This window comes from Saccharopolyspora sp. 6M, from assembly GCF_020176775.1.
GTDB classification, from domain to species: Bacteria; Actinomycetota; Actinomycetes; order Mycobacteriales; family Pseudonocardiaceae; genus Saccharopolyspora_C; species Saccharopolyspora_C gregorii.
In genome coordinates this window covers 46,874-61,340 of the sequence record NZ_JAIUJZ010000010.1, presented here as the reverse complement: position 1 = coordinate 61,340, position 14,467 = coordinate 46,874, and the positions used below count along the sequence as shown (strand labels likewise).

At 73.6% G+C, this 14,467-nt stretch carries 13 protein-coding genes and 1 pseudogene; 7 read left to right on the top strand and 7 right to left on the bottom strand.

Annotation, left to right across the window (positions count from 1 at the left end; all coding sequences use genetic code 11):
- Nucleotides 1-7 precede the first annotated feature (7 nt).
- Entirely contained in the window at nucleotides 8-196 is a 189-nt protein-coding gene (locus LCD31_RS01355; RefSeq protein ID WP_224955547.1) for a DUF397 domain-containing protein, read from the bottom strand.
- Between the two features lie 382 nt (nucleotides 197-578).
- Here LCD31_RS01355 and LCD31_RS01350 point away from each other — a divergent pair, with 382 nt between their 5' ends.
- From LCD31_RS01350 to LCD31_RS01335, 4 genes are all read left to right on the top strand, one after another.
- Nucleotides 579-953: an Imm1 family immunity protein gene (locus LCD31_RS01350; protein WP_224955546.1), complete on the top strand. Its 375-nt coding sequence runs from the start codon at nucleotides 579-581 to the stop codon at nucleotides 951-953.
- Between the two features lie 256 nt (nucleotides 954-1,209).
- Nucleotides 1,210-2,409 (top strand): extracellular solute-binding protein, encoded by a 1,200-nt coding sequence (locus LCD31_RS01345; RefSeq protein ID WP_224955630.1) that lies wholly within the window; start codon nucleotides 1,210-1,212, stop codon nucleotides 2,407-2,409.
- Nucleotides 2,406-3,317 (top strand): carbohydrate ABC transporter permease, encoded by a 912-nt coding sequence (locus LCD31_RS01340; protein ID WP_224955545.1) that lies wholly within the window; start codon nucleotides 2,406-2,408, stop codon nucleotides 3,315-3,317. Before LCD31_RS01345 ends, LCD31_RS01340 begins: the two co-directional genes overlap by 4 nt.
- Nucleotides 3,314-4,141 (top strand): carbohydrate ABC transporter permease, encoded by an 828-nt coding sequence (locus LCD31_RS01335; protein ID WP_224955544.1) that lies wholly within the window; start codon nucleotides 3,314-3,316, stop codon nucleotides 4,139-4,141. Before LCD31_RS01340 ends, LCD31_RS01335 begins: the two co-directional genes overlap by 4 nt.
- Nucleotides 4,142-4,314: 173 nt before the next feature.
- Here the strand turns inward: LCD31_RS01335 and LCD31_RS01330 are convergent, their stop codons facing one another.
- Nucleotides 4,315-4,968, bottom strand: coding sequence for a response regulator transcription factor (locus LCD31_RS01330; protein WP_224955543.1), 654 nt, complete (start codon nucleotides 4,966-4,968; stop codon nucleotides 4,315-4,317).
- Nucleotides 4,969-4,972: 4 nt separating this feature from the next.
- The gene (locus tag LCD31_RS01325) at nucleotides 4,973-6,391 is read right to left on the bottom strand and encodes a histidine kinase (protein WP_224955542.1); all 1,419 of its coding nucleotides are present in this window, start codon (nucleotides 6,389-6,391) and stop codon (nucleotides 4,973-4,975) included.
- Nucleotides 6,392-6,434: 43 nt separating this feature from the next.
- On the opposite strand from LCD31_RS01325, the pseudogene LCD31_RS29435 reads away from it, so the two are divergent.
- Nucleotides 6,435-7,412, top strand: a pseudogene (locus LCD31_RS29435) (lysostaphin resistance A-like protein); the annotation flags it as partial.
- Between the two features lie 208 nt (nucleotides 7,413-7,620).
- Here the strand turns inward: LCD31_RS29435 and LCD31_RS01315 are convergent.
- Nucleotides 7,621-8,415: an acetoin reductase gene (locus tag LCD31_RS01315; protein ID WP_224955541.1), complete on the bottom strand. Its 795-nt coding sequence runs from the start codon at nucleotides 8,413-8,415 to the stop codon at nucleotides 7,621-7,623.
- A 174-nt stretch (nucleotides 8,416-8,589) separates the two neighbouring features.
- Here LCD31_RS01315 and LCD31_RS01310 point away from each other — a divergent pair, with 174 nt between their 5' ends.
- Entirely contained in the window at nucleotides 8,590-9,609 is a 1,020-nt protein-coding gene (locus LCD31_RS01310; protein ID WP_374108110.1) for a GTP-binding protein, read from the top strand.
- Between the two features lie 70 nt (nucleotides 9,610-9,679).
- On the opposite strand, the gene LCD31_RS01305 is transcribed toward LCD31_RS01310, so the two are convergent.
- Entirely contained in the window at nucleotides 9,680-10,441 is a 762-nt protein-coding gene (locus LCD31_RS01305; RefSeq protein ID WP_224955539.1) for an MBL fold metallo-hydrolase, read from the bottom strand.
- 92 nt (nucleotides 10,442-10,533) lie between these two features.
- On the bottom strand, nucleotides 10,534-11,175 hold the full coding sequence (locus tag LCD31_RS01300) for a carbonic anhydrase (protein ID WP_224955538.1): 642 nt from the start codon (nucleotides 11,173-11,175) through the stop codon (nucleotides 10,534-10,536).
- Between the two features lie 392 nt (nucleotides 11,176-11,567).
- On the opposite strand from LCD31_RS01300, the gene LCD31_RS01295 reads away from it, so the two are divergent.
- Nucleotides 11,568-12,695 carry an NDMA-dependent alcohol dehydrogenase gene (locus tag LCD31_RS01295; RefSeq protein ID WP_224955537.1) on the top strand — a complete coding sequence of 376 codons (1,128 nt, stop codon included), beginning with the start codon at nucleotides 11,568-11,570 and terminating at the stop codon, nucleotides 12,693-12,695.
- A 246-nt stretch (nucleotides 12,696-12,941) separates the two neighbouring features.
- On the opposite strand, the gene LCD31_RS01290 is transcribed toward LCD31_RS01295, so the two are convergent.
- Nucleotides 12,942-14,438: an FAD-dependent monooxygenase gene (locus LCD31_RS01290; protein ID WP_224955536.1), complete on the bottom strand. Its 1,497-nt coding sequence runs from the start codon at nucleotides 14,436-14,438 to the stop codon at nucleotides 12,942-12,944.
- Nucleotides 14,439-14,467 lie beyond the last annotated feature (29 nt).

Here is a 14,467-nt window from a genome sequence, read left to right as displayed (position 1 = left end):
CCGTGCGTCAGCGGTCGAGGCGACCCGACTTGAGCGCCGCCAGGAACTCCGACCACCGCGGTCGCGGCACCGCGAAATACCCGGCGGCCCGGTCCTTCGTGTCCCGCACCGCGGCACCGCCCGCTGACCGCCCGACTTCGACGCAGTTGTCGTTCGGGTTGGAGCGGCTGGACTTGCGCCAACCCCGTGCACTCACGACGCCTCCCGCTGATCGAGGATGTCCGCGACGAGCCGGATCTCGCCTCACACACCAAGTCCTCGATCGTAGCGACCGCACCGACACATGCGGATACATCGGCAAGCTCGTGCAAGACCTGCCCACCCTCCTGTTCTCGGCGTGCACCAGGCTCTTTCCCACCCGCTCGCCCCGGACGAGCAGGGCGTCCATCCGTCAGCCCGAACCCGCTCTGTCGGTGTTGCCCGGCATGCTGTGCGGCACAGAGACGAACGGGGGCTCATGTCGACGTTGAACGATCTTCCCTACCAAAGGACCTCCCACGGGAAGGCGGAACGATGACGCTCGTCGTGCGATTGGATGACGGGACTCCGGTGCAGATCGGTGACGTCCGGGGGGTGTGGTGACCCGGTACGCGGCGGCGGACCGCGTCGTGCTGCATCTCCAACAGGAGGCCGCGGAGCTCGTGATCGGTTTCCGCGGCGGACGCGGCGCCTGCTACTGGCGACACGGCGAGAGCGACGGCGTGGTGTCCACCAGCGGGGAGAACACCGAGAGCGAGATGTACGGGGCGAACGAGATCCCCTTCCCGCCCGGCGCCGAGATCGACGCGGGCACCGTCGTCGATGCGGCCGAAGAGTTCGCGACGACCGGGGTGCGGCCGCAGTGCGTGCGGTGGACGAGCTATCGCGCGGCGATGCAGGCGGTGCCCGAGGAAGGAACGATCACGCCGGAGCTGCTGCGCGCCGTGCTCGGCGATGTCGAGGGCGAGCGGTGACCTGGACGCGGCCGGGACGGCCGCCACTCCATCGGGGGACGGATCGGGCGGGTGAGCGGCGTGGTGATCGGGTGGTCGTGCTGGTGAGCGGCGCAGGACCGACCGACGACCACGGTGTGGGAGCGGTTGACCTGCGCGATCTTGCGTCCTAGCGTCATCCGCCGTGCGCAGAACGACTTCGGGGGTGTCCTCGGCGCGGCTCGGCGGACCGGGGTTCACCCGGCGGTCGTTGCTGGCCGGCATCGGCTTGGGCGCGGTGGGCTTGACCGCCGCCGCCTGCGGCTCCAACACGGGGCGCGGTGGCTCGGCGCCCGGCTCGCTGCAGCAGTGGTACCACGCCTACGGCGAGGACGGCGTGCACGAGGCCGTGCAGCGCTACGCCGCCGAGTACCCGCAGGGCGAGGTCTCGGTGCAGTGGAACCCCGGCGACTACGACTCGAAGATCGTCACCGCGTTGCAGAACAGCGCGGTCCCCGACGTGTTCGAGGCGCAGGTCAAGGTGGACTGGGTGCGCCAGAACCAGGTGGTACCGCTGGACGACGTGCTCGGCGACGCCCGCGACGACTTCCCGGAGCAGGTGCTGGCGACCGCCACCGTCGACGGGCGGCTGTACGCGATCCCGCAGGCCGTGGACACGCAGGTGCTGTTCTACCGCAAGAGCAGGCTCGCCGACGCGGGCGTGCGCCCGCCGCGGACCGTGGACGAGCTGATCGACGCGGCGAAGCGCCTCGACTCGCCCACCTCCCGCGGCCTGTTCGTCGGCAACGACGGCGGCGTCGGCGTGCTCGCCGGGCCGTTGCTGTGGTCCGCGGGCCTGGACTACCTCACCCCCGACCAGCGGAGCACCGGGTTCGACGATCCACGAGCCGCCGTCGCGTTCGGCAAGCTCGCCGAGCTGGGCGACTCCGGCCTGCTGCTCGGCGCACCCGCCGACTGGTCCGATCCGAGCGCGTTCATCGACGGGCTCGCCGCCATGCAGTGGACCGGGCTGTGGAACATCCCGAAGGTCGCGGCCGCTCTCGGCGACGACTTCGGCGTGCTGCCGTTCCCGCGCCTCGACGACCAGGGCGCGCCGTCGGTGCCGATCGGCGCGTACGGCGCGATGGTCAACGCCCGCAGCTCGGACGTGGCCGCCGCGAAGGACTTCGTGCGCTGGCTGTGGGTCGACCGCACCGACCACCAGCTGGAGTTCGCCACCGCGTTCGGCTTCCACCTGCCGGCCCGGGACAGCCTCACCGGCCGGGCGGCGGAACTGCGCACCGGTCCGGCCGCCGACGCGGTGCGCTACACCCGGGAGCACGCCCACCTCGTCGGCGGTCCGATGTGGACTTCGGCGGCGGGCTCGGCGTTGTCCGACGCGCTGTTCCGCATCGCCCGCCAAGGCGCCGATCCCGTGGCGGAGACCCGGCAGGTCGTGTCCACTTCGGACGCCGAGTTGAAGCGCCTGCACGGGTGAGCGCCCGCACCCGCCGCGACGCCCGCGACTTCTGGCTGTTCGTCGGCCCGCTGCTGCTCGGGCTCGTCGTGTTCGCCTACGTGCCGATCGGGTGGAGCCTGTACCTGAGCTTCTTCGACGCCCGCAACACCGTCACGCCCGAGGTGTTCGTCGGCGTCGACAACTACGCCGCGATGCTGGGCAACGAGGCGTTCCTCGCCAGCCTCGGCACGTTCACCGCGTTCGCCGCGGGCATCGTGCCGCTCACCTACGCCGCCGCGCTCGCCCTCGCGCTCGCCGTGGACCGGTTGCCGGTCGCGAAGGCGTTCTTCCGGTCCGTGTTCTTCCTGCCGTTCGCCTGCTCCTACGTGGTGGCCGCGCTGATCTGGAAGACCTCGCTGTTCCCGGGGGTGAGCTCCGGGCTGGTCAACAGCGCGCTCGGCGCGTTCGGCGTCGAACCGGTGGCCTGGACCGGCACCGCCGACCCGCCGCTGTACTGGATCGTGCTCATCACCGCGCGGCTGTGGTTGCAGCTGGGCTTCTACATGCTGCTGTTCATCGCGGCGCTGCAACGCATCCCGCGGCACCTGTACGAGGCGGCGTGGCTGGACGGGGCGAAACCGGGCTGGCAGGTGTTCCGGCACATCACGCTGCCGCAGCTACGCGGCACCAGCGTCGCCGTGCTCCTGCTGCTGCTCATCGGCGCGTTCCAGGCGTTCGACGAGTTCTACAACATCCTCGGCGACGCCCGCGGTTACCCGCCGTACGGTCGGCCGCCGCTGGTGTACCTGTACTACACGGCGCTCGGCTCCGGCGGCCAGGACCTCGGCCGCGGCAGCGCCGGTGCGGTGATCCTGTCCGCGCTGATCGCGGTGGTGACCCTGGTGCAGGGCAAGGTGTTCGGCTTCGGCACCGGGCGGCAGCGGTGAGGCGCGGTGCGGCCGCCGCCGCCCGCTGGAGCGCGCTGCTGCTCGCGGCGGCGCTGTTCCTGCTGCCGTTCTACCTGCTGGTGCGCAACGGGCTCGCCACCCGCGAGGAGATCACCTCCCCGCACTGGACGTTCTGGCCCGCCCACCCGCGCTGGGAGAACATCACCGAACTCCTGTCGGCCACCGACGTGCCGTTCGCGCGCAGCCTGCTGAACTCGCTGGTGATCGCCGTGCTGCAGACCGCCGGATCGCTGGTGCTGTGCGCCGCCGCCGGGTACGGGCTGGCGCGCATCCCCTACCGGCATTCCGGGAAGGTGCTGGGCGCGGTGGTGGCCACGCTGCTGGTGCCGACCTCGGTGACGTTCGTGCCGAGCTTCGTGCTCGTGTCCAGCCTCGGCTGGCTCTCCGACCTGCGCGGGCTCGTGGTGCCCGGGCTGTTCAGCGCGTTGAACGCGGTGCTGTTCCGGCAGTTCTTCCTCGACTTCCCCGCCGATCTGGAAGACGCGGGGCGCATCGACGGGCTCGGGCGGTGGGGCGTGTTCCGGCGGATCGTGCTGCCGAACTCGACGGGGTTTTTGGCGGCCATCGGGGCGATCACGTTCATCGGCAGCTGGAACTCGTTCCTGTGGCCGCTGGTCATCGCGCAGGACTCGTCGTCGTGGACGGTGCAGGTGGCGCTGTCCGCGCTGCTCACCGCGCAGAACCCGCAGCTGAACCTGCTGTTCGCGGCGGCGGCGCTGTCCATCCTGCCGATCGTGCTGCTGTTCGCCGGGTTGCAGCGGTTCCTGGTGCGCGGCGTCACCGAGACCGGTGTCAACGGCTGACCCGAGCGGGAAACCGGCCCGTCACGGCGGTGACACGCGGCGGGTCGAGACTGGACGTCCACCCCTTCCGCGGAGAGGACCGGACATGCCGCACCTCGTGGGAATCACCGCCGTGATCACCGCCGGGCTCGCCGGGTTCTGGGCCGGGTACCGGTTCGACGCGGACCTCGCGGTCAACGCCCGTCCAGGATCCCCGCCTCGTGCGCGACGATCGCGGCCTGGACGCGGTTGGTGCAGTCCAGCTTGGTGAGCAGCCTACTCAGGTGCGCTTTCACCGTGCCCACCGCCATGTGCCGCCGCGTCGCGATCTCCGCGTTGGACAGGCCTGCCCCGACCTCGCGCAGCACTTCCAGCTCGGTCTCGGTGAGCTCGGCGAGCCGCCGCCGCGCCGGTTCGCCCGCGTCCGGGGTGAGCAGGTGCCGTTCGATGAGGCCGCGGGTGATCTGCGGCGCGAGGATCGGCTCCCCCGCCGCGACCTCGCGCACCGCGTGGATCAGCTGGGCCGGGCCGGTGTCCTTGAGCAGGAACCCGCTCGCCCCCGACCGCAGCGCCCGCGCCACGTTGCGGTCGTCGCCGAACGCGGTGAGCACGACGCTGCGGGTGCGCGGCGATTCCCGCGCGATCCCGGCGACCGCGGTGATGCCGTCGCCGCCGGGCATCTGCACGTCCAGCAGCGCCACGTCCACCTCCTGCCCTCGGCAGGCGGCGACTGCGGCGGGCCCGTCGGAGACCTCCGCGACCACCTCGACGTCGTCGGCGTTGTCCAGGATCAGCCGGATCCCCGCGCGCATCAACGTCTCGTCGTCGGCGATGAGCACTCTGATCATGCGCCTACGGTAGCGGCACGCCGCCAGAGCTGAACATCAGCGCGAACACCAGCACGCACACCAGCAGCAGCATCGGCACCGCCAGCACGAACAGCAGCACCCCGGCGCCGAACATCCGCGGCTTGGTGAGCACTTCCGCTTCCCGCACCGGCGGCCGTTCCCGCACCGGCGCTTCCGGTGGCGGCGCCGCGGGCGGGTGCGCGGGCAGCTCCGCGCGCACCGCGAAGCCGCCGTCCGCGCCCGGGCCGCCGGTGAACGTGCCGCCGAGCATCCGGGCGCGTTCCTCCAGTCCGGCGAGACCGCTGCGCAGCCCGCGCGCCGGCGAATCCGGAGCGGCCACCGGCGCGTTGTGCACCCGCACCGACACGGGATCCGCGGCCGACACCTCGACGACCACCGCGGCGCCCGGCGCGTGCTTGTGCGCGTTGGTGAGCGCCTCCCGGACGATGCGGTGCACCGCGTGCCGCACGCGAGGATCCACCTCGTCCAGGTCGGGGCCGTGCCAGTGCAGCTGCACCGCCATCCCGGCGGTGCGCGACTCGGCCACGAGCCGTTCCACGTCGGCCCGGCGGCCGCTGCTGTCGTCGCGGCCCGCGTCGACGGCACCGGAACGCAGCACGCCGAGGATGCCGCGCAGCTCGGTGAGCGCCTCCCCCGCGGTGGCGCGCACGAACTCGGCCTGCTCGCTGACCTCGGGCGCCTTCTTCGCCGCCGACAGCTCCAGCGCACCGGCGTGCAGCGACAACAACGACAACCGGTGGCCGAGCATGTCGTGCATCTCGCCCGCGATGTCGGCGCGTTCGGCGCTGCGGGCCTGCTCGGCGGTGAGGTGGCGGACGCTCTCCAGGTAGTCGTTGCGCTCCCGCAGCAGCCGCACGAGCGGTTGCCGGGTGCCGAGCAGCTGCCCGGCGACGGCGGGCACCCCCAGCAGCACCGCGGAGCCGACCAGGGTGAGCGCGAAGTCCGCGCCGCTCATCGGGACGGCCGGGCGCAGCAGCGCGTCGTAGGCCGTCCCCAGCAGCACCGTGCCCAGCACCGCCGTCCACAGCAGGGCCGGGCTGCGGGTCCGCCTGCCCGCGGAGAACGCCAGCACCGGCAACAGCAGCATGCTGAGCACCGCCTCGCCGAACACCAGCGCGGGCAGCACCGCGACGGGCCAGCGGCGCCGCGCCGGGACGAGCACCGCCGCCCACAGCGCGGAGAGCACGGCTACCGGCACCGACGGTCGCGGCGCCGGCACCAGCTCCGGCGGCATGTTCAGCTGGATCGCCAGCCCGGCGGCGACCAGCAGCACGAAGCACACCGACTCCGCCAGCCGCACGCGGCGCGGCGCCGCCCGCACCGCCTCCCGCACGAGCCGCGGTTCCGCGGCGACCCGTGCCGCCAGCTCGCGCGGCGACGGCACCCTCTTCCCCGATGACACCACCCGATCATCGTGCCCGACGCCCGGCGGCCGGAAGCACCGGATGGCCACGACTTCGTGGCCGATCGACCGGCACCAGCATCCGGTCGGCCGACGATCGGGTGCGGGAGCGGCGCATAGCTTCGAGCCGGTTCCCGTGCCGGTGCCCCGCTCGGTGGCGAAGCCGAGGACGGGCGATCACCGGAGCGGCTCGCACCGCCGCCGGGCCGCGGCGCCACCGATCCCGCGGCGCCGCGAGCGCCGAGGTTCCGAGCAACAGCCGACGAGACTTCCCCAGGAGAGGATCCGCATGGTCCCGACCACCCAGGACACCAGGACTCCCCGCCCCGGCGGCGGGATCCCGTACCACCTGCCGCAGCGCGGCTCGCGGCACCGCTGGTGGCGCACCCTGCTCGGCTTCCCGCTCCTGGGCCTGCTCGCGCTGGTGTGCATGGGGCTGGTGACCGGCGTCGTCTTCGGGCTGGCCGCCCTGGCCGGTGTGGAGCAGCACGACGGCACCTTCGCCGACCCGGTGTGGGAGTACACCGCGGGATTCCTGGTCGTCGCGGCGATGCTGCCCGCGGTGCTGCTCACCGCGAGGTGGGCGCACCGCCGACCCGCCGGAACTCTGTCCAGTGTGGAGGGGCGACTGCGCCTGCGGTGGCTGGCGCACTGCACCGGCTGGGCGCTGGGCGGTTTCGCACTGGTCACGGCGTTCGGCCTGACCCGGGGCGAGCCGTGGCTCGCGGCGCAGTGGCCGGGGTTCGCCCGGTACGCGCTGCTGGCGCTGATCACGCTGGCGGTGGTGCCGTTGCAGGCCGCCGCCGAGGAGTACCTGTGCCGCGGGTTCCTGCTGCAGTCCTTCTCATCCTGGTGGCGCACCCCGTGGCCCGGTGCCGTGCTCACCTCGGTGCTGTTCGTCGCGCTGCACGGGTACGACGACCCGCTGGTGCTGGCCGACATGTTCGTGTTCGCGCTGGCGATGAGCTGGCTGACCGTGCGCACCGGCGGCCTGGAGGCGGCGATCGCGCTGCACGTGGTGAACAACGCGTTCGGGATGCTGGTCGCCTGCACGCAGGGCGTGCCGAGCCTGGAGCAGTCCGGGGACTTCGCCGCCTGGGACGTGCTGCCGACGACCGCGCTGACCGTGGTCTACGCGTGGTGGATCGACCGGCTGGCGCGGCGCCGCGGCATCGCCAGGGCCGCGGGGCTCCGGCGGGCCCACCGGGAACCCGCCGGAGTCCCCCGCGTCAGGAGAACTGCACGCCGCCGTCGATCATCACCGACTGCCCGGTCATGTAGTCCGAGTCCGGGGATGCCAGGTACGACACGAACTTCGCCACGTCCTCCGGCACCGACACCCGGCCGAGGTGGATCAGTTCGGAGTACTTCTCGATCGCCGCGCCCTTGCGCAGTCCCTCGTTCTTGGCGAGCTTCTCGTCGATGTGGTCCCACATGGCGGTGCCCACGATGCCCGGGCAGTAGGCGTTCACGGTGATGCCGTACTGCGCCCACTCCATCGCCGCCGCCTGGGTGAGCCCGCGCACCGCCCACTTCGACGCCGAATACGGTCCGAGCAGCGGGAACGGGCGGTAGCCGACGATCGAACACGCACCGATGATCTTCCCGCCGCCGCCCTGCTCGATCATGCGCCGGGCGGCGGCGCCGTAGCACAGGTGCACCCCGCGCAGGTTGATCGACATCAGGTGGTCGAACTCCTCCGGGGTGACCTCCAGCAGCGGTTTGACGTGCGCGATCCCCGCGTTGGCGACCATCACGTCGAGGGAGCCGAGGTCGGCGGCGACCTGCGCCACCATGCCGTCCACGGCCTGCGCGTCGGACACGTCGGCGAGGGCGACCGTCGCACGGCGGCCCAGGGACTCGACCTCCGCCGCCACCGCCCGCGCGGCCTCGCCGTTCGCCGGGATGTCGTTGATCGCGACGTCCAGCCCGTCGGCGGCGAGCCGCAGCGCGATGCTCTTGCCGATCCCCTGCCCGGCGCCGGTCACCAGTGCGTTCCGCGGCGTCGTTGCCTGGTCGCTCATGTGCAGACCTCCGTGTTCGTGTCCCAGGTCACTCGACCCGGCGAACCGAATGCTGCGCGACCGACCGCCACCGCCCAAGGCCCGTTCTCACATGCTGACAACGGCACCGTCCGCGGCCGGGCCGCGCGGGGCCGGTAGGTTCGCGGCGGACGGACGCGGAGGAGGTCGATGCCGGTGGCGGGCGGGCGGATCCCGGTGGTGCTGGTCGCGGGCTACCTGGGCTCGGGCAAGACGACCCTGCTCAACCACCTGCTGGCGACCGCGGGCGGCACCCGGATCGGGGTCGTGGTCAACGACTTCGGCAGCATCGGCATCGACGCGATGAACGTCGCCGGGCAGGTCGATTCGATGGTCTCGCTCAGCAACGGCTGCCTGTGCTGCGCGGTCGACGCGAGTGGGCTGGACGCGATGCTGGAGCGGCTGGCCGAGCCGGGAGCGGGCATCGACGTGATCGTCGTGGAATGCAGCGGGCTGGCCGATCCGCGCGAGCTGATCCGGATGCTGCTGGCGGGCGAGAATCCGCGCACCGGCTACGGCGGGCTCGTCGAGGTGGTCGACGCCGCCGAGTTCGACGGCACCGTCCGGCGCCACCCCGAGTTCGCCACCCACCTGCGGTTCGCCGACGCGGTGGTGCTGAACAAGGTCGACCGGGTCGGCGCGGGCGAGCTCGCCGCGCTGCGCGAGCGGATCACCGCCGAGGCGCCGGGAATCCCGCTGCTGGAGGCCGAACGCGGCCAGGTCGATCCGGCGTTCCTGTTCGACCGGCCGGAACGGCCCGCCGACACCGGGCCGCGGCAGCTGTCGTTCACCGACCTGCTCGCCGAGCACGACTGCGCCGAGCACGCGCACGCCGCCTACCGGAGCGTGGCCGTGGAGTTCGACGATCCGGTGGATCCGGGGGCCCTGATGGCGTTCCTGGACTCGCGCCCCGCCGGGCTGTACCGGATGAAGGGGACCGTCCACTTCGGAATCCCGGGGTACCGGCAGCCGTACCTGCTCCAGACGGTGGGCAACTACGTGCGCTTCCACCGGACGCAGTGGCCCGCGGGGGAAGCGCCGCGCACCGCGCTGGTGCTCATCGGCACCGAGCTGGACGAAGCCGACCTGCGCGCCCGGCTCGCGGCCTGCGCGGCCGGGTCTCCCGCCGAGCACGGCGACTACGCGATGCTGCCCGTCCTCCGCTACGTCAGCTGATCCACCGCGGCTTCCGCGCCCGGTCCGCCGACCGCGCCGCGCACGCAGCCGGGGGTGCGGACTCGGCCGGTCAGCGGAGGGTGCGGGCGGCGTTCTCGCGGGCCTCGCCGAGCGCCCTGTTCAACGATCCGGTGCGCATCGGGCCGTGGCCGGGCAGCAGGACGTCCGCGCCCAGCCCTTCCAGCGCGTCCAGCGACTGCACGGCGCGGGCGCCGTCGTGGTGGAACATCGGCAGCAGCAGCTGCGGCCCCTCGACCCGCGACGTGGGATGCCCGGTGATCACGGTGTCGCCGCTGATCACCACCCCGCGCTGCGGCAGGTGGAACGCGCTGTGCCCGGAGGTGTGGCCGTGCGTCGGCACCGGCACCGGCCGCCCCGGCAGGTCCAGCGCGCCCTCCCGCGGGAACGGTTCGGCGGACGGGACGGCGCACGGCTTCAAGGCCCCGGCCCGCACCACGTGCGCCGCCCACGGCAGCACGCCGGGCCGCCACGCGTTCGCCAGGATCTGCTTCGGCGACACCTGCTGCAGGTATTCGCGCTTCGCGTGCGCGACCTCGACCCGGTCCAGGTAGACGGGGAAGCCGTACTTGCGGGCCAGGTGCGGCAGCGATCCGATGTGGTCGACGTGCGCGTGGGTGACGAGCACCGCCTCCACGTCCCGCATCCGGTGGCCGACCTCGCGGACGGAGGCCTCCACCGCGTCGGCGTCGTCCGGGTAGCCGCCGTCGATCAGCGTCACCGAGTCGTCCTCGACGAGGATCACCCAGTTGCTGCTGCTCCCGCGGACCAGGTACGTGCCTTCGGCGGCCTGCACGACGCGGCTCTCGCTCATCAGGATCCCCTCCCGGGACGATCATGCCGCATCGACGTCCGGGCGGGACAGCGCGGTCGGGGCGCCGGTTGCGGACCGGCCCCCCGCGGGCACTAGTTCGCGACGAGGTGCTCGCCGAGCTCGCCGTGCGCGGCCACCAGGCGCACCGTGCCCTCGTGCAGGCGGTAGGACAGCCCGGCCACGGCGCAGCTGCCGTCGGCGACCTTCGCGGCCAGCACCGCCGAGCGCTCCACCAGGAACTCGGTGGTCTTGCGGATGTGCTCGTCGACGATGTCGTCGATCTCGGTGGTGCCCGCGGCGCGGGCGCTGAGCACGCTCGGGTAGACGCGCTCCACCACGTCGCGCACGAAACCGGTGGGCGAGTTCCCGTCGACGTAGGCCTGCGAGGCGGCGGTGACGGCGCCGCACGAGTCGTGGCCGAGCACCACGACGAGCGGGGCGCCGAGCACGCCGACGCCGTACTCGATGCTGCCGAGCGCCTCGGCGCCCGCGACGTGCCCCGCGGTGCGCACCACGAACAGGTCGCCGAGCCCGCGGTCGAAGATGATCTCGGCGGCGAGCCGGGAGTCGGAGCAGCCGAACATGACGGCGAACGGCGTCTGGCCGGGAGCCAGCGCGGCGCGGTGATCGGCGTCCTGGTTCGGGTGCAGCCGCTCCCCGCCGACGAAGCGGGCGTTGCCCTGGATCAGCAGATCGAGGGCCTGGGACGGGGAGTCCGGATCGTTGAAGGGCATGTGCAGCAAGCTACCCGAGGTCAGGCGCGCACCGCGGTGGGCGCGATCACGATCGGTCGGGACGTGGCGGCCGCGCGCGGTTGCGGAGCGCGACGGGCCTGCCGCCGTTCGGACCAGCGCACGGCCCGCCCCTCCGGCCTTACCAGCACATCCGATCGCGGATCAGCAATGCGCCGAACGGGCGGATCCCGCCTGCCACGACGGGGTTCCACTCACCCAACGAAGTCAGCGCTGACCGGTTGACCTGCCACTACGACCCATGACACGGTCTGCATGAGATTCAGGTCACCCGTGGTCGGCGCGCACCGTCCTGCGCCGGCCCGATGCCGACGACGCCATCGCATTCCGGCGGAGCAGCGCTGTCCGCCGACGCCCCGCGGGAGGAACGAATCGTGCAGACCAAGGCCGCCCTTCTCCACGAACCGGGCCAGGACTGGGCCATCGACGAGATCGAGGTGGGTGATCCGGTCGCCGGGGAGGTGCAGTTGCGGCTCGCGCCCCCCGGACTCTGCCACTCCGACGAGCACCTGCGCACCAACGCGATGCCGGTGCCGGTGTACCCGGTGCTCGGCGGGCACGAGGGCGCCGGGGTGGTCACGAAGGTCGGGGCCGGGGTCACCGGCCTGCGGGAGGGCGATCACGCGGTGCTCGGGTTCATCCCGGCCTGCGGGGTGTGCCGGCCGTGCTCGGCGGGCATGCAGAACCTCTGCGACCAGGGCGCCGGCCTGCTCACCGGGCAGGCCATCTCCGATGGCACCCACCGGGTGACGCACCAGGGGCGGCCGGTGGCGCCGATGTGCCTGCTGGGCACGTTCGCCCCGTACGTGACGGTCAACCAGTCCAGCGTCATCCGGATCGAGGACGACATCCCGCTGGAGACCGCGGCGCTGCTGGGTTGCGGCGTCTCCACCGGCTGGGGGTCGGCGACGGAGATCGGCGCCACGCGCCCCGGCGACACCGTGGTGATCGTCGGCGCGGGCGGCATCGGCATCAACGCCGTGCAGGGCGCCGCCGCCGCGGGCGCGCGGTTCGTCGTCGCGGTCGACCCGGTGGAGTTCAAGCGGCAGAAGGCCGTCGAGTTCGGCGCCACGCACACCTTCGCCTCGATGGCGGAGGCGCTGGAGCCGCTGCGGGACATCACCTGGGGCAGCCTCGCGCACACCACGATCCTCACCGTCGGCGAGCTGCAGGGCGATCAGCTGGCCGAGGCGCTGGCGATCACCGGCAAGGGCGGGCAGGTCGTGGTGACCGCGCTCGCCGACATGACCGCGACCGACGCGAAGATCGGCATGTTCGAGCTGACGCTGCTGCAGAAGCGCATCCAGGGCGCGATCTTCGGCGGCGCGAGCCCGCGCACCCAGGTGCCGCGGCTGCTGGAGCTGTACCGGCAGGGGCGGTTGAAGCTGGACGAGCTGGTGACGCGCACCTACTCGCTGGACGAGATCAACAAGGGCTACCAGGACATGCGGGAGGGCAAGAACCTGCGCGGCATCGTCCGCTACACCGACGCGGACTGGTGAGGCGCCGCACGGCGAACCGATGAGCCGCGGGGGGGGGGGGGGGGGGGGCGCGGGCCCCGGCCCCCCCCGCCCCCCCCCGCCGGGGGGGGGGGCGGGGCGGGGGGGGGGGCGCCCCCCCCCGGGCCGCGCCCCCCCCCCCGGCGGCGCGGCCCGCGCCCCCCCCCCCCCCCCGCCCCCCCCCGGCCGCCCCCCCCCCCCCCGCGCCCCCCCCCCCCCCCCCGGCGCCCGCGTCGCGGGCCGCTCCCGCTACTCCGGGTCGCCCGCCCACCGGTGCAGCGCTTCCGGCAGGCCGGGCGCCCCGGCGTCGTCCGCGGCCCAGACGACGATCCCGTCCGGACGCACCAGCGCACCGGCGGGCGCACCGGGACCGTCCGGGACTGCGCGCACCCGCCCCGGCCAGCGTTCGGCGGCCCGCGCGAACTCGCGCCCCGGAGTGCGGTCGAGCAGCAGGAAACCGCCGTCGTGCCCGTGGTCGACCAGCCGGGTCCCGTCCGCCAGCGGCAGGTCCGGGGCGAACCGGCCGAGCAGCGGGTGCTCGCCCGGCAGCTCGACGTGCTGCGCGACGCCGGAGCTGCGCTCCACGGCCCAGGTCGCGCCGTCCGGGGTGCGCAGCAGCGCGGTGACGATCTCGCGGAGCGCGGCGGACTTCGGGTCGCCGCGCAGCATCCCGGTCTGCGCCCGCGTCCAGTCCAGCACCCGCGCGCCGAGCGGGCGGCGTTCCGCGTCGTAGCCGTCCAGCAGCCCGTCCGGCGCCCATCCGGCGACGACGGCGCCGAGCCGCCAGCCGAGGTTCATCGCGTCTCCGACGCCGAGGTTGAGCCCCTGCCCGCCGAACGGCGGGTGCACGTGCGCGGCGTCGCCCGCCACCAGGACCCGGCCGGAGCGGTAGGTCGCGGCCTGCCGGGCGTTGTCGGTCCAGCGGGTCGCCGGGCCGCGCAGCGCGGTCAGCGTGACCTCGGTGCCGGAGATCCGCCGCAGGCCGGCCTGCACGTCGGCGAGCTCGACCGGCGCGGTGCGGTCGGCGGGCCCGCCGTCGAACTCCGCGGTGATCAGCCGTCCGGGCTGCGGTCCGCAGCGGTACGCGCCCCGCTCCGACCACGTCCACCCCTCGCCGAGCAGTTCCGGTTCGGCGATGTCGGCGACCGCCAGGTAGCCGGTGAGTTCGGGGTCGGTGCCGGGGAAGTCGATGCCCGCGAGGCGCCGGACCGCGCTGCGCCCGCCGTCGCACCCGACGACCCACCGGCCGCGGAACGGTCCGGCGGTGGTGCCGAGGAGCACGTCCTCGCCGGCGTCGTCGAGCTCGGTGACCTCGACCCCGCGCCGCACCGGCACGCCGAGCCGCGCCAGGTGGTCGGCCAGCAGGCCTTCCAGTTCGCGCTGCGGCACCAGCCAGGTGTCCGCGGCGGCGGCGTGCGCGGCGAGCTCGGGCCGCGTCCAGTCGACCAGGTCGGGTTCGAGGACGACGCCCGCGAAGTGCCCGGTGAACCGCGCGCCGCCGAGCACCGGGGCGCCGGCCCGCTCGCGCACCTCCCGCTGCACCTGCCGGGCGGCGGGGAGCAGGCCGCGGCGGGCGAGGGCTTCGGCGGTGGGCACGTTGATCGACGCCGCCTTCATCGACTCGTCCGGTTCGGTGCGCCGCTCCAGCACCAGCACCGCCGCCCCGGCGAGCGCCAGTTCCGCCGCGAGCACCAGCCCGACCGGTCCTGCTCCGACGACCACCACATCCGCATCCGCTCCAGTCACGAACACCGTTCTACGGACGAACGCTGTTC

Bases quoted from the DNA above. Each gene is read 5' to 3' on its own strand.
- LCD31_RS01330 (WP_224955543.1), bottom strand. From the start codon at position 4,968: ATGATCAGAGTGCTCATCGCCGACGACGAGACGTTGATGCGCGCGGGG.
- LCD31_RS01315 (WP_224955541.1), bottom strand. From the start codon at position 8,415: ATGAGCGACCAGGCAACGACGCCGCGGAACGCACTGGTGACCGGCGCC.
- LCD31_RS01305 (WP_224955539.1), bottom strand. From the start codon at position 10,441: ATGAGCGAGAGCCGCGTCGTGCAGGCCGCCGAAGGCACGTACCTGGTC.
- LCD31_RS01300 (WP_224955538.1), bottom strand. From the start codon at position 11,175: ATGCCCTTCAACGATCCGGACTCCCCGTCCCAGGCCCTCGATCTGCTG.